Genomic DNA, 14,225 nt, shown 5'->3' with positions numbered 1-14,225 from the left:
GTTGCTAACTGTAAAAGATGCCTCCGTCCACGTTGAGGGCTTGGCCGGTCACAAACGCAGAATCGTCAGACGCAAAGAACGCAACGGGCCCGACGACGTCCTCCGGCTGCCCGAGCCGGTGCAGGTCCGTGACCTTCTCGAAATAGGCGACACGCTCGGGATCGCGGAGATTGTTCATCCCCATCTCCGTCACGATGATGCCCGGGCATACGGCATTGACCGTGATGCCGTAGCCGCCGAACTCCATGGACGACACCCGGGTGAAGCCGACCACCGCCGACTTCGATGCAGCATAGTGGGACTGTCCCGGACCGCCCGTTCGAGCGGCGAGCGAGGCGATGTTGACGATCCGCCCGTATTTGCGCTCCTTCATATGTGGCACCACGGCCTGGGTCATCTGGAAGACGCCGCGCGTGTTGACGGCGAAGGTCTGATCCCATGTCTCGGTCGTCAGCTCGTCGATCGTCGCCAGCCTGAGGATGCCCGCATTGTTGACGAGGACATCGACGTGCCCGAGACCCTGGACGGCTTCAGCCACCGCACGCCTGCAATCGCCGATATCGCTGACGTCGCCCAGCACCGGGATGCAGCGGCCGCCAAGCTTGCCGACCTCGGCGACGGTCTCGAGCAGAACCTTCTCCTGGGCCGCGATGTCGGTCAGCGCGAGATCGTAGCCTCGCCTTGCAAGCCCAATGGCTATTGCACGGCCAATGCCGCGGCTTGCTCCCGTCACGATCGCATGTCGGGCCATGTTGCGTTCTCCCCTGTTATTTCCAATGAATGTTGGTTCTTTACCGGCGTTGAAAAGATCAGGCGCGAGCCGGCTTGCGGACTGGCAAGGTGTTCATGGCCTTCACGGTTTCCTCGAAGGATACGAGATTGGCGCCCGAACCCAGCCCCGTCGCGACGATCGCGGCCGTCGCGGTCGCGAGCTTGGCGCAGTCGAGCAGGTCCCAGTCGCGAGCCAGCCCCGCGATGAAGCCGCCCGTATAGGAATCGCCGCATCCCGACGTATCGCGAACGGCAACGTCGAACGCCGGCACCGTGAACTGGCGCCCGTCGCGGGTCATCACGAAGGAACCATCGGCGCCGAGAGAGATGGCGCAGGCCCCTGCTCCCTTGTCGATGAAGAACCGGGCGCATGCGGCGGGATCGTCGGTTCCCACCATGGCGTTGGTCTCGTCGATGCTCGGCATGAAGAAGTCAACGTAAGGCAGCAGAGGCTCGACCAGCGCCAGCGTCTCACGCCGCGCCTGGATGAGATCGAGCGTCGTCGTGCAACCAGCGGCTTTCGCGTCCTGAAGCAATGCGACGGAAGGCGCTCCATCCATCGCAAGCAGAGAGCCGACCCCGCCGAGATGGAGAATTTTGCTCCGGCATGCGGCTACTTGCGTTTCGGGCGCGATCCGCCATCGGGCTGAGGCGCCCCTCGCATGCATGACCGGACGCGAGCCGTCGGGCCGGATCGGCAAAATCGTTGCAGAGGTTGGAGCGCCGGTCATTCGCTCCATCAGAGCGATATCGATGCCTTCGCGCTCCAGCGCGTTCAGCATCCAATCAGCCTTCTCGTCGGAGCCGACGGCACCAACCGCGAGCGCCTTCAAGCCGAGCCGCGCGCAAGGAACGACCGTTCCGCCGGCCGTGCCGGCGACCGCGAGCCGGATTTCCTCGATCAACAACCGGCCACCTCCGGGTGGGATCTCGGTAACGGGGACCCCGAGAATATCCAGGATGTAAGTGCCGCAGACGCTGACGTCGTGAGTGTAGGCCATGAGTTCTCGCAAGGCAGGGGATTATTCGTGATCTAGCTCGACAGCTGGGTAATCTTGGGCGCGCCCTCGCTATCGCGCAGGCCGTAATGCCCCCATCGCTTCAGGATGCTGTCGATCTCCTCGTCCGGTAGCAGCGGAGGAGAGCCAAGTTGAAGACAGCCGTGATACTGCTTGGCGAGCACCTCGACCTCCACCGCGAGCCACAAGGCTTTGCGCAGGTTGGGACCGATGGCGATCAGCCCGTGATGTGCGAGGAGGCAGGCGCGGCGATAGCGAAGCGCGTTCAGGGCCGCCTGCGACAGTTCGGCCGTACCATATTGCGCATAGGGCGCGCAGGGGATGTCGTTGCCGCCGGCCGCGGCAATCATGTAGTGAATCGCAGGGATCGAGCGATTCATGATCGCGATGATGGTGCAAAAGACCGGATGGGCGTGAACGACGGCGCCAACCTCCGGCTTCGACTTGAGGATGTCGAGGTGAAAACGCCATTCGGTCGACGGAACATTGCCGGCCGATGCAGTCCATGAGCCGTCCCACTTCATGGCCACGATGTCTTCGGGCTTCATGCGGTCGTAGGGAAGACCGGACGGCGTCAGGAGGATGCCGTCGTCGGCTCGAACGCTGATGTTTCCGGACGTTCCCTGGTTGATGCCTTGCGCCGCCATCTCGCGGCACGCGTCGATGATGGATTGACGAAGTTCGAGCTCTGCTTCGCGGCCGATCATACCTTGCTTCCACCCTGGTTCATGCACTTGCTCCGAGCTGGACCTGACGGTCGACCAACAGCCAGGTGGCTCGCGCGGTCGCCAGCACCTCCTGCTCGGCATCGAGCAAAGCACTCTCGGCAAACAACTTGCGGCCTTCCCGCCCGGTCGGCCACGCCACCACCGCACATCGATCTCCGGGACGCGGCCGGCGTTCGATCCGAGCGGCCATGCGTCCGAGCAGCGCCGTTTCGTCGCCCTTCAATCCCAGGTGACGGGCGCCAACGCTGCAATAGCCGGTCGGGCAATCGAGAGCGGCCCAGACGAATTCGGGCGCGACATGGCCGTCCGCACCGGACAGGCTCCGATGAGGTACCCAGGAGGCCGCGAACACGACGGGCTTGCCCGGGACAGCGCCCGCCTGCAGCGGGCCTGCGAAGATGCGAAGACCATCGCCGTGACCACGCGCGGGGCCACAGACAAAACAAGTCGGAAGGTTATGGGTCTGCTCTTCGTAGGGTGTTCGGCCGGCCGCCTCTTCGGCCGCCTCGTAGCTTACCCTGGGAACGTCCGGCACATCGATGTCTGTTGCACGCACCGTCGCGAGCAGCTTGTCGTTCTCGCGCAACTCGATCCCGCCGTCGGCCCCCGTCAGCACGTCGAGCGACCGCTCCAGCGGCGGCGGGGCGCGCAACGTCACTTCGGCGTCTCCACTGACGTGCCTTGCGAGACATCCGCATACATAACCGCCGTTGCCGGAGTTGGGTGGGCCCCGGAAGCGCCTGTCGATGACCAGCGATACCATTGCAGCTCTCGTTCGCGGCGTTTAGCGTCCCATCGCGAAGAACTCGTCGTTCGGACGCATGCTGGTGACGTTGGCGAGGCGGTTCGACATGCCGAAGAATGCAGCGATGGCTGCGATGTCCCAGACGTCCTCCTCGGTGAATCCATGTCCCTTGAGATCCACGAGATCGGAATCGTCCACCTCATAGGCGCGCACCGAGACTTTCATCGCGAAATCGAGCATCGCCCTTTGCCGCTCGGTGATATCGGCCTTGCGGTAGTTGACGGCGACCTGGTCCGCAATCAGCGGATTCTTCGCGCGCACGCGCAGGATGGCGCCGTGCGCCACGACGCAATACTGGCATTGATTGGCGCTGCTGGTCGCGACGACGATCATCTCGCGCTCGGCCTTGGTGATCGGCCCCGGCTTGTCCATGAGAGCGTCGTGATAGGCGAAGAACGCCCGGAACTCGTCCGGACGATGCGCAAGTGTCAGGAAGACGTTCGGGACGAATCCAGACTTCTCCTGAACGGCCTCGATCCGTGCGCGGATATCCTCCGGCAGCGTCGCGATATCGGGAACGGGAAAGCGGCTGATCGCGGTTGCAGACATGTTCCAAGCTCCTGTTAGACTGCCGCAAGCGCGACGAGCGTTTCCTGATAGGCCTCGAACGCATCGCGCCGATCGGCGGCGTAGGGCTCGACCCGCACCAGGCAGGTATGGGCCGAGCAGCCCTGGCCGAATTGAGACGTGCCGATGTCGAGCGTGAGCACGTTCGGATTGCCGGCGACCTCGAGGCCGCTATTGCCGGTCGGTGTGAACCAGGCGCCGGTCGGGAGCACAAGCACGCACCGGCGGACCTCGTCGCTGACCTCAGCAGTCGCAAGGCATTCCCCGCGGTCGTTCCAGATGCGGATCGTCTGGCCGTCGACGATGCCGAGAGCAGCCGCGTCGTCAGGATGAAGACGGGCCTGTTCACGGCCATTGCGTTTCATGACGCGGCTCGATGTGCCGGTTTCAAGCTGGCTGTGAAGACGACCAGCCGGCTGATGCGAGATGAGGTGCATTTGGCCAGCTTCTGCAGTGCCGAGCCATTCGGCGGGCTCGATCCAGGCAGGATGCGAGCGGCAGTCGGGATAGTCGAGCCTGGCAAGCGTCTCGCTGCCGAGCACGATCTTTCCGCTTTCGGTGTTGAGCGGGTGTTCCTCGGGCTCGTTGCGGAAGTCGGCCAGGAACGTGTGGTCTGCCTTGACCGGGCAGTGGGCATAGCCGGCTTCCCAGAATGCGTCGAAATCCGGCATCTCAAAGCCGAAGCGCTTCGAGGCGTCGTCGCGGCAGGCTTCGTAGAGATGCCGGACCCAACCCATTTCGTCGCGGCCTTCGTTGAAGCGCTCGGCCACACCGAGCTTGCCTGCAATCGCGTTGAAGATATCGAAGTCGGAGCGGGCTTCGCCCAGCGGCTCGATGGCCTTCTTCATGGCCAGGATGAAGTCGGAGCGCCTGTTGCCGGCAAGATCGTTACGCTCGATCGACGTGGTTGCCGGCAGCACGATGTCGGCCCGTTGGGCTGTCGCGGTGAACATCGGGTCCTGCACGATGATCGTTTCGGGCCTCGTCCAGGCTTCCGACAGGCGGTTGAGATCCTGATGATGGTGGTAAGGATTGCCGCCCGCCCAATAGACCAGCCTCGTATCCGGATAGGAGCGGATCTCGCCTTCATAGCTGAATGGCCGACCGGGATTGAGCAGCATGTCGCTGATGCGCGCCACCGGGATGAAGCTGTCGATCGGCCTCTTCAGCTGTGAAATGGCTGGAGACTTGCCGAGATTGAGCGGGGCCCCGACACCTCCCAGCGAAGCATAGCCGTAGCCGACACCGCCGCCCGGCAGCCCGATCTGGCCGATTATCGAGGCCAGTCCGAGCGCCGCCCAGAACGGCTGTTCGCCGTGATGGGCACGCTGCAGACTCCAGCTCACCGTCAACATGCTCCGCGTGTCGACCAGGCGCCTTGCGAGCTCGGCAATCTGGCCTGCACCGAGCCCGCAGATGCCGGCGGCCCACAAGGCGTCCTTTCGTCCGCCATCCGCCTTGCCTTCGAGATAGCGAAGAAGACGATCCGCGCCGCTGGTGCAGCGCGCAAGGAAATCCGTGTCGTGCCGGCCGGCCTTCACGATCTCGCCGGCGAGGCCGAGCATCAGCGCAGTGTCGGCGTTCGGCCGGATCGGCCACCATTCGGCATCGACCCAGTCCGGCAGATCGTCCTTCAGCGGTGAGACGTGGATGACCTTGACGCCACGCTCGACGATTTTCCTGAGATAAGTCTCGAGGCGGTGGCTGCCAATTCCTCCGGCCTCGTTTTGCGCGGTTCGTGGCGACAGAGCGCCAAACACCACCAGCGTCTCGGTGTGCTGCGCGATCGTGTCGAGCGTATTGGCGCGGCCGCCACACGCGTCGTCGTTGCCCAGCGTGTGGCGCAGGATCACCGGACCCGCCGCGATGGAATAGGTATCGACGTGCCGGGTGAAGCCGCCGACCAGATTGAGCATGCGCTTCAGAAGCGAAGAGGCATGATGCAGGCGCCCCGAATTCGTCCAACCATAGGAGCCCGCAAAGATCGATGCGTTCCCGAACGCGTCGGCGACGCGGCGCACTTCGTCGGCAACCAGCGTCGTCGCCTCGTCCCAGCTGACCGGAACGAACTTCTCTCGGCCACGCCCGCGGCGATCGCTCTTTTCGCGCTTGTCCAGCCAGCCGGAACGGACCATCGGCCGCAGCACGCGCCGCTCGGGATTTGCCCATTCGGCAATAGAATGGATGATCGGGGACGGCGCCGGATCGTGCTGGAACGGCTCGATGCCCACGATGCGATTATCCTCGAGGAGGATCGTGTACGCACCCCAATGGCTGCAATGCGGGATCCGTTTGATCCTGCTCATGCGTCCACCGCTCCAAGTTCGCGCCGCATCTGCGCGGCGAATTCGGGATAGGTCTCGGCGAGTTCGTCGAACACGCGGCCGCGGAGCAGATCGAGTGTCGATCGATCGGGCAGCGCGGTCTGCCGCGGCTCGGCTTCATGCTCGAATCGAAAGCCGGTCGCTTGCTTGATCTCCGCAAGATCGTGCCCGGGGTGAACACTCTCCAGCTCGAACCCCGGCCGCGACTTGTCGAATCGAAAGAGTCCCTTGCCGGTCAAGAGAGCCACGGGGCCGCCGCTCCGGAAGACTCCCTCGGGACTGACGCCGGGGGCACTGATGAAGTCGACCTTCTCGACGAAGACGCGCGGCGTATGCTCCTCGCGGAACAGGATGACCCGCGGCACGACGAAATAGAGATAGGCCGACCCGAACGAGCCGGGCCAGCGCACGCTGGAGCGCGGATAGTCACCGGTGCCGACGAGGTTCACGTTGCCAAGGCCGTCGATCTGGCCGCCGCCGAGGAAGAACGCGTCGATCCGGCCCTGACCTGCACAATCGAACAGCTCCGCCGAACCGTTGGTGAAGAAATTATGCTCGACAGAACCGAGGATGGAGATGCGTGGACCAACGGCGCCACGCGCCTCCTTCATTGCACGCAGCAGCATCGCGCCAGCGGCAGGAATCGGAGAGGAGGCGCCTACGGCAACATGCCTGACGCCATCGAGCAGCCGCGCGATCGTGCAAATCAGCACTTCGCGAGGGAGAACGTCCGACATCACGCGGGCTCCATCTGCGCCTGCGCCATATAGGCCGAGAAGCCATCGGCCGTTCGCGCGGCCTTCGCATAACGCGCGATCTCCGCGCTATCGGCGGGATACTCGCCCCATAAACCGTATGGCCATGCGCCCTTCGGTGCGCGCGCGACTGCCGTGACGTAGAGTGCCGGCAGCACGCCGGCCGCGCTCATCTCGTCGGCGAGCAGATTTTCCTCGACGATGCGCTCCACCGTGACGAGAACTGTCTGCGAAGCGTAGGCCATTGCGGCAAGCTCGCGGCGTCGCCCGATCCAGACATTGCCGAAGCGATCAGCCATCGGCACATGGAAGATCGTGACGTCAGGCTTGATGGCGGGAATCAGCACGATCGGATCGCCTCCATCCGCCAGCGGATTGTCGACGACACGCCAATCGTCGCGGTGGCGCAGCAGATCCGTTCCGATCAGCCCGCGAAGGGGCATGAAGGGGCTGCCCTTCTGCGCCGCCATCAGGCCCGCATGGATGGCAGGACAGGTCGCGTCCTTCAGTCGAACCGCGCCTTCCTTGACCGCCGCGTTGAACCGGGGCGCTCCACCTGCTTCGCCCAGCGAGACCGCACTGGTCTCCACCGTCCGGACCAGACCTGCGCCGACAAGCTGGTCGAGCTGCAATCCGCCGGTTGGCACGCAGACCAGATCGAGATCGCCCGCGCCATGCTCGATCATTGGACGCGTCATGGCCATGGAGACGCCGGCGTAATCGACGGGCAGCGCGACGCGCATGCCCGGCTCGATGTGCTTCGCCATGACGCGAGGCTCGCTCAACACCATCATCCTCCCGGCTTTGTTCTATAGTGTAGAACGCAATTCCAAATTATGTTAGGCGGATTTGGACGATGCTGTCAATCTGGCTTCGCCGGCGGAGCCTTCATTTCCAGGACTTTCGCGCGCAGCCGGCCGCAGCAGCGCACCTTTGCGCCGCGATCAGGCGGCGCGACTTGACAAGACGACGCGCTGCTCCAACAATAATTGGAATGACGTTCTATAATATAGAACATACTGGGAGGATAGAATGGGCGAGCCTTCGGCTCAGCGTGCGATGCGCTCTGGCGATGCGAACGTTCGGACATTGCCGACCGGCCGCCTCCGGGACCGCGACGCGTTCGGATCGAGCATTGCCGTCCGTGAAGCGGTGAAAGCTTACGGCAACTTTCATGCGGTCGACCGGATCAGCATCGACATCGAGCCCGGCGAGTTCATCACGCTTCTTGGCCCATCCGGCAGCGGAAAAACGACGCTGCTCAACCTTGTCGCCGGATTCCAGAGCCTCGACAGCGGCGAGATCCTCGTCGACGGCAAGCCGGTCCACAACGTACCCACGCACAAGCGCGGCTTCGGCATGGTGTTCCAGAGCTACGCGCTGTTTCCGAACATGACGGTCAGCCAGAACGTCGCGTTTCCGCTTCGGATGGCGGGGGTCGACCGGGCGACTGCGGAGCGGCGCGTCGCCGAAACGCTGGAGATCATGCGGCTGACGGAGCATGCGACGAAGTCTCCCTCGCAAATGTCGGGTGGACAGCAGCAGCGCGTCGCGATTGCCCGCGCCATCGTCAGGAAGCCCAAGGTCGTGCTGATGGACGAGCCCCTCAGCGCCCTCGACCGGCGGTTGCGCGAGCAGATCCAGATCGAGATCCGCGACCTTCACCAGACCATCGGCAGCACGATCCTGTTCGTCACCCATGACCAGGGCGAAGCCCTGACGATGAGCGATCGCATCGCGGTACTCAACGCCGGCAAGATCGTTCAGATCGGCCGCCCCCTGGACATCTACCGGCATCCGACAGATCGCTTCGTCGCCTCGTTCGTCGGCGAGAGCAATCTGATCGAGGCCGAGATCCTGCAGAAGCGCGGATCGACACTGACGATGAAGAACCGTGCAGGATACGTGTTCAGCGCCGAAAGCCGGGACACGATCGACGTCGGACGCGCAACTGTGCTCGTGCGTCCAGAACGCATCGCCGTGTCGAACGAGCCGGCTGCGAATTCCACGCCCGTCAGCGTCACGTCTGCGATCTTCCTCGGCGAGATCTTGCGGATCGAGGCGCAAATGGAGGGCGGAGATCCGCTCCTGATCCGCTGCACCGACATGGCCGACCGGCCGCTGCCGGCCGTCGGCGATCGTCTGCACGTGAGCTGGGGCGCCGCGGACTGCTGGGTGCTTGCATGACCGCGGCATCGATCGGCGCCCAGGCAGGCCGTCCTGCGGATCTCGTTCTCGTCAGGAGGTTGAAGGATCCGGCGCTGCTGCTCCTGCCCGCGCTCGCGTTTCTGGCCTTCATCTATCTGCTCCCGCTGATCGATCTCATCCGCATCAGCGTGAGCGGGCCGTCGTGGTCGACCTATTTCGAGCGGGTATTCGCCATACCGCTCTATTGGGATTCGCTCGTCCGCACGATGCAGATCTCGGTCACCGTCGCCGGACTGTGCCTGCTGTTCGGATATCCGACGGCGCTGCTCATTCACCGCAGCCGCGGCATGACCCAGGCCCTGATCGCGACCGCGATCGTGCTGCCCTATTTCATCGCCATCCTGATCCGAACCTACGCCTGGATGGTCCTGCTCGGCCGCAACGGGCCGGTCAACAAGCTGCTGGTTTCGGTCGGAATATTGAGCGAGCCGGTGCAGCTCCTCTTCAATCGCGGCACAGTGCTTCTCGGCATGACCGCGGTGCTTCTGCCGCTGATGGTGCTGACGATCTATTCCAGCGTGGCGCGCCTCGATCAAAGCCTGACGCGCGCGGCGCTGGCCAGCGGCGCCGGGCCCATTGCGGCGTTCTGGCGCGTGTTGCTGCCGCTGACCCTACCCGGGATGGGCGCCGGCTTCCTGCTGGTCTTCGTCGCAGCGATCGGGTTCTTCATTACGCCCACGCTGCTCGGGGGACCCGGCGACCAGATGTTTGCCATGCATATCACGCAGCAGGCGGACTCGGTCACATCGGAGGGATTCCTGCAGGCCTTGGGCGTGGTGCTGCTGACGATCACGCTGGCGGTGGTCGCGGTGGCCGGACGCTTCCTGGGCTTCGAGTTCATTTGGGGCGGCCGCAAGCTGACCGAGGCCGCACCGACGACGACTAACCGCCACGCCGCCGATGACGGCCGCCGCAGTTTCGGCGCCTCAGCTGCCGACTTGATAGGCTGGCCGCTTCTGAGACTTTTCGGACGGCTGCCGGCGAGCTTCGGGACCTGGACGGTTCGCCTCATGGGCGGACTGGTCATTACCGTTCTCATCCTGCCGATCATCGTGGTGATGATCATTTCCTTCAGCAGCGCAAGCTATCTGACCTTCCCGCCGCCGGGCTTCTCATTTCGCTGGTATGAGCAGTTCTTCTCCGATTCGAACTGGATGCGGGCGTTCTGGACATCCTTGGTCGTCGCGGCGATGTCGGCCGGAATCGCGATCGTGCTGGGCGCGTCAGCCGCCCTCGGCATCGTCAGGAGCAGCATTCGCGGCAAGTCCACCATCATGCTGCTGCTCGTAAGTCCGATCATCGTGCCTCCGGTCGTGCTCGGCCTGTCGCTCTACAGCCTGTTCCTGCGTTTCGACCTGGTCGGCTCCGTCTTCGGCCTTGCCGCGGCGCATGCGATCGGCGGCCTTCCCCTCGTCGTGGTGATCCTGTCCGCATCGCTTCAAGGCGTCGATACAAGGCTCGAACAGGCGGCTGCCGTCCATGGCGCATCGTCCCTGACGGTGTTCCGCCTGGTGACGCTGCCGGCCATCATGCCGGGCCTCGCTGCAGCGACATTCTTCGCCTTCCTGCACTCGTTCGACGAGTTGGTGCTGACGCTGTTCCTGTCGAGCGCGGAGCTGAAGACGCTCCCGCTCATGCTGTGGGGCGACATCAATTACCGGCTCAATCCGGTGCTGGCCGTGGTCTCGACGCTGGAGGTGCTGCTGGTGGTCGCAGGGCTCGTCCTTGCACGGCCCGTTCTCGCCACGTCGCGGAAGGCAACGTGACACAGATCAATTTCAACTGGAGGAAAGAGAAAATGCTGGGAATGAAACGCTGGCGACTGTCGGTTTCCGTATTGGCCTCGGCCCTGTGCATCGCGATGGGGACGGGCCCGGCTCAGGCTCAGAGCAACGTCGTGATCATGCAGGACCCGGGCGGCGGATATGGCGATGCATTGCGCAAGGTCATGTACGATCCGTTCGAGAAGGCGACCGGCATCAAGGTGGTCACCGTCCAGGAGGCGCGTAGCGGCCCACGCATCAAGGCTCAGGCCGAGGCCGGCAAAGCTCAATGGGACCTGACGTTCATCTTCGACCAGGAGACCAAGCTGCTCGGCGACTGTTGTCTCGCCGACATCGACTATTCCAAGCTGTCCGACGCCGCCAAGCAGACGCTGGCGGCCATGCCGGACAATCTGAAGCGCAAGAAGGGCGTGGCGCTGCAGGTGATCGGCGTCGGCCTCGTCTACAACAAGGACAAGTACAAGGGCGAGAACGTGCCGACCAGCTGGGCCGACTTTTGGGACGTGAAGAAATTCCCTGGCCGGCGCTGCATGCCCGCCTGGCCGCGTTTCGTCTTCGAGGCGGCGCTGATGGCCGACGGCATAGAGAAGAGCAAGCTCTACCCGATCGACATGGAGCGGGCGCTGAAGAAGGTCAAGGAGATCAAGCCACACATTGCCAAATGGTGGACGACATCCGCACAGCCGCCGCAGCTCCTGCTCGACGGCGAGGCCGACATGTGCATGGCCTACACCGGTTCGATGAGCAAGCTCGCGCTGGAGGGCGCCCCGATCGAGCTGACTTTCAATCAGGGCTTCATCTACTACGACTTCTTCTCGATTCCCAAGGGAGTGCCGAACTACGACAACGCGCTGAAACTGCTGTCCTGGCGGCTCGAGCCCAAGCGCGCGGCGCAGCTCACCTCGACCTTCCCGGTCGCCCTTCCCTCCCAGGTCGTGTTCGAGGCCGCAACCGACAAGAAGCTCGCGCGCTACTGGGCCAACAACCCGGACAACGTCTCGAAAGCGATCGAATGGAGCCCGGATTATTGGGGCGCGACTTCGCCGGCTGGAAATTCCACCAATGAAGAGTACGGGCAGGAGAAGCTCAACGCCTTGCTGGCCCAGTAAGCAGGCTGATCAGCCCCGATCCGAAAGGATCGGGGTTAATTCCACACCCGGGCTATTGCCGTTCGCGCGGCCATGCTAGATCGAGTGAAATATCATTCTATTTTGGCTGGTGGATGGATAAGGCTTTTACCAAGGGACTGCGTCTCCTGGAAGCACTTGCTCTGAGCGAGCAGCCCCGCGGCGTCACTGACCTCGCGAGCGAGCTGAAGCTCACCAAGAGCAACGTGCATCGGCTGCTGATGACTTTGCAGTCTCAAGGCTATGTGCGCCAGATCCCCCCGCACAGCACCTACGAGCTCACGACCAAGATCTGGGCGCTCGGCAGCCATGTCATCCATCGGATGGATCTCATCAACGTCGCGCGACCGGCAATGACTAAGCTTGCCGAGATCACCGGCGAAACCATTCACCTGTCGGTGCTCGAGGACACCGACGTGGTCTACGTCGACAAGATCGAAAGCGCTCACCATATCCGTGCCCATACAAGCGTGGGCATGCGCGCACCCGCTTTCACCATGGCGACAGGCAAAGCGATGCTCGCACATATGCCTGATGACTACCTGGAACGGTTCCGTCCGCATCTGAGGCGCTACACGGAAACGACGCGAACGACGATCGAGGAGCTGCGGGAGGACATCGAGCTGGCACGCGCGCAGGGCTACTCCTCCGTGCTGCACGGCGAGTGGCGCGAAGGCATCGCGGCCTGCGCTTGTGCCATCCTCGGTCGTTCCGGCGAACTCGTGGGAGCGATTGGCATGTCCGGGCCCGACAGCCGCATCAAGCGCAAGCAGATAAAAGAATATTCGGTTCACGTGATGGAGGCAGCCCGAACCATCGGCGCTGCCCTCGGCTATTCCAGTAGGCCGGCGGCATATCCAGCAATGCGAGGCGGTCCTAGACAGTCACATCAATCACGACGAGCCACCTGATCTTTCCAGGACGGCGTTGGTGCCGGGCAACGGAAGCAGCCGCTGCTCGTCCATCGCGGACTTCAGATCGAGGTCCGCACCCGTATACCCGGCCAGGAAGTGGGCATCCCCCGCTCACCCGCAAAAGCTGAGGGCGACAACGGCATCGGCTTCACGGACGCGCTTGATTCGCTCGACCGCGCCCGCGCCGCCGATCGCAGCGGCGACATCGACGCGTGCAGCCGGGAGATCGCACGCGCGCGGGCCGTCCTGAGATAGCAAATGCCGCTCAAGGGTCGAAGGCAAGGCGATGCGCGCAACGCGGTCGTGCAGCCGTGGGAGCAGGACGTGCGTTCTGGAAATACTCGCCCGAGCGCAGGTTTCTAATGTCAATGCAATCAGGTGGAGCCTTCTCCATGCATAAACAGCACTCATCGAACAATAGGCCACACACGGGCCGGGATCGCGCCGAGCCTTCTTGATGAATTTCAGTGCGATGCTTGCTGCGTCTTGCACCTGCCACTAGGGGTTCGATCTGCGTCCGACTTCAGCATCCGGGCGGCAGCACCGGCGACACGCCGGGCGTTGGTGCTGCGCCTGAAGCGTTCGCCGGCAGCACAGTCGCAGGCGAGGCGAGATTCATCGAGACGCCTTCCATGCAAGCCGAGCTGTTCGGGCTGGGCACAACCGCAGCGTTCGGGTCTATGCCCGTCCCACCGGCACCACTGGCTTCCGCCTGAATCGTACCAGGTGCGGGGCTTGTAGCCACTTGCGGGATCGACAATGGCAGGGACGCAGCGCTCGTCACCTCTCCCCCCGGCGTCGAGCTGCATCCGACCGTCGTACCTGTTCCTGAGGGCGCAGCTGAGGAGATCGTACCGGTGGCGCTGCTGTTCTGCCTTATCACCGGCAGCAACGGCGCCGCGATGCCCGGTGGTGCAAGGCCTGTCGGCGATACGGTCGGCGTCGCCGGCACCGGCGTCGGCGATGACGACGGCGGAGCGCAGACGACCACCGTCCCCGGCGTCGTCGGATTCGACGCGAGCGGAACCGGCGCCAGCGTCGTGTCCGGAGCACCTGACACGGTCGTTGCGGAAAACGGCCCGGGACTGTTGAGCGGTGAGACCACGATCGCGCCCGGCACCGTCGGCAGATCCATTGCAGTAGTGCCGGTCGTTGCGACCTGTGCCTGACTAGCAGAGCTTCCGAGCAGCAACGCCGTCGCCGCTGCGAGTACAATTCGCATC

Annotated in this window: 14 protein-coding genes; 5 read left to right on the top strand and 9 right to left on the bottom strand. The window is 63.7% G+C overall.

All coding sequences use genetic code 11. From position 1 onward, the window contains the following. Positions 1–4: 4 nt before the first annotated feature. From I6F09_RS22635 to I6F09_RS22600, 8 genes are all read right to left on the bottom strand, one after another. Complete coding sequence (locus I6F09_RS22635; protein ID WP_057026125.1) at positions 5–751, bottom strand: SDR family NAD(P)-dependent oxidoreductase; 747 nt, start codon at positions 749–751, stop codon at positions 5–7. Between the two features lie 58 nt (positions 752–809). Further along, positions 810–1,772 (bottom strand): sugar kinase, encoded by a 963-nt coding sequence (locus tag I6F09_RS22630; RefSeq protein ID WP_225147735.1) that lies wholly within the window; start codon positions 1,770–1,772, stop codon positions 810–812. Positions 1,773–1,804: 32 nt separating this feature from the next. Next, positions 1,805–2,497: an L-fuculose-phosphate aldolase gene (locus I6F09_RS22625; RefSeq protein WP_225147736.1), complete on the bottom strand. Its 693-nt coding sequence runs from the start codon at positions 2,495–2,497 to the stop codon at positions 1,805–1,807. A gap of 19 nt (positions 2,498–2,516) precedes the next feature. Then, positions 2,517–3,176, bottom strand: a complete 660-nt coding sequence (locus I6F09_RS22620; RefSeq protein WP_346730125.1) for a hypothetical protein — start codon at positions 3,174–3,176, stop codon at positions 2,517–2,519. A gap of 126 nt (positions 3,177–3,302) precedes the next feature. Next, the gene (locus I6F09_RS22615; protein WP_225189087.1) at positions 3,303–3,872 is read right to left on the bottom strand and encodes a peroxidase-related enzyme; all 570 of its coding nucleotides are present in this window, start codon (positions 3,870–3,872) and stop codon (positions 3,303–3,305) included. Positions 3,873–3,886: 14 nt separating this feature from the next. Then, on the bottom strand, positions 3,887–6,196 hold the full coding sequence (locus I6F09_RS22610; protein WP_225189086.1) for a molybdopterin-dependent oxidoreductase: 2,310 nt from the start codon (positions 6,194–6,196) through the stop codon (positions 3,887–3,889). After that, positions 6,193–6,951, bottom strand: a complete 759-nt coding sequence (locus I6F09_RS22605) for a CoA transferase (protein ID WP_225189085.1) — start codon at positions 6,949–6,951, stop codon at positions 6,193–6,195. The genes I6F09_RS22610 and I6F09_RS22605 overlap by 4 nt, the downstream gene beginning before the upstream one ends. Next, positions 6,951–7,760: a CoA transferase gene (locus I6F09_RS22600; RefSeq protein WP_128262920.1), complete on the bottom strand. Its 810-nt coding sequence runs from the start codon at positions 7,758–7,760 to the stop codon at positions 6,951–6,953. The genes I6F09_RS22605 and I6F09_RS22600 overlap by 1 nt, the downstream gene beginning before the upstream one ends. A gap of 241 nt (positions 7,761–8,001) precedes the next feature. Between I6F09_RS22600 and I6F09_RS22595 the strand changes: the two genes are divergently transcribed. From I6F09_RS22595 to I6F09_RS22580, 4 genes are all read left to right on the top strand, one after another. Next, positions 8,002–9,156: an ABC transporter ATP-binding protein gene (locus I6F09_RS22595; RefSeq protein ID WP_225124506.1), complete on the top strand. Its 1,155-nt coding sequence runs from the start codon at positions 8,002–8,004 to the stop codon at positions 9,154–9,156. Beyond that, positions 9,153–10,943 carry an ABC transporter permease subunit gene (locus I6F09_RS22590; RefSeq protein WP_225189084.1) on the top strand — a complete coding sequence of 597 codons (1,791 nt, stop codon included), beginning with the start codon at positions 9,153–9,155 and terminating at the stop codon, positions 10,941–10,943. The genes I6F09_RS22595 and I6F09_RS22590 overlap by 4 nt, the downstream gene beginning before the upstream one ends. Before the next feature lie 32 nt (positions 10,944–10,975). Then, positions 10,976–12,070 (top strand): extracellular solute-binding protein, encoded by a 1,095-nt coding sequence (locus I6F09_RS22585; RefSeq protein ID WP_225189083.1) that lies wholly within the window; start codon positions 10,976–10,978, stop codon positions 12,068–12,070. A gap of 113 nt (positions 12,071–12,183) precedes the next feature. Next, on the top strand, positions 12,184–12,999 hold the full coding sequence (locus I6F09_RS22580; RefSeq protein WP_036011591.1) for an IclR family transcriptional regulator: 816 nt from the start codon (positions 12,184–12,186) through the stop codon (positions 12,997–12,999). Between the two features lie 114 nt (positions 13,000–13,113). Here I6F09_RS22580 and I6F09_RS22575 read toward each other — a convergent pair whose 3' ends face one another. Continuing rightward, positions 13,114–13,494, bottom strand: a complete 381-nt coding sequence (locus I6F09_RS22575; protein ID WP_225189082.1) for a hypothetical protein — start codon at positions 13,492–13,494, stop codon at positions 13,114–13,116. Positions 13,495–13,859: 365 nt separating this feature from the next. On the opposite strand from I6F09_RS22575, the gene I6F09_RS22570 reads away from it, so the two are divergent. After that, positions 13,860–14,171, top strand: a complete 312-nt coding sequence (locus I6F09_RS22570; protein ID WP_225189081.1) for a hypothetical protein — start codon at positions 13,860–13,862, stop codon at positions 14,169–14,171. Positions 14,172–14,225: the final 54 nt, after the last annotated feature.

The organism is Bradyrhizobium sp. IC3195 (assembly GCF_020193585.1).
Lineage (GTDB): Bacteria > Pseudomonadota > Alphaproteobacteria > Rhizobiales > Xanthobacteraceae > Bradyrhizobium > Bradyrhizobium yuanmingense.
This window is presented reverse-complemented; position numbering and strand designations above follow the sequence as displayed.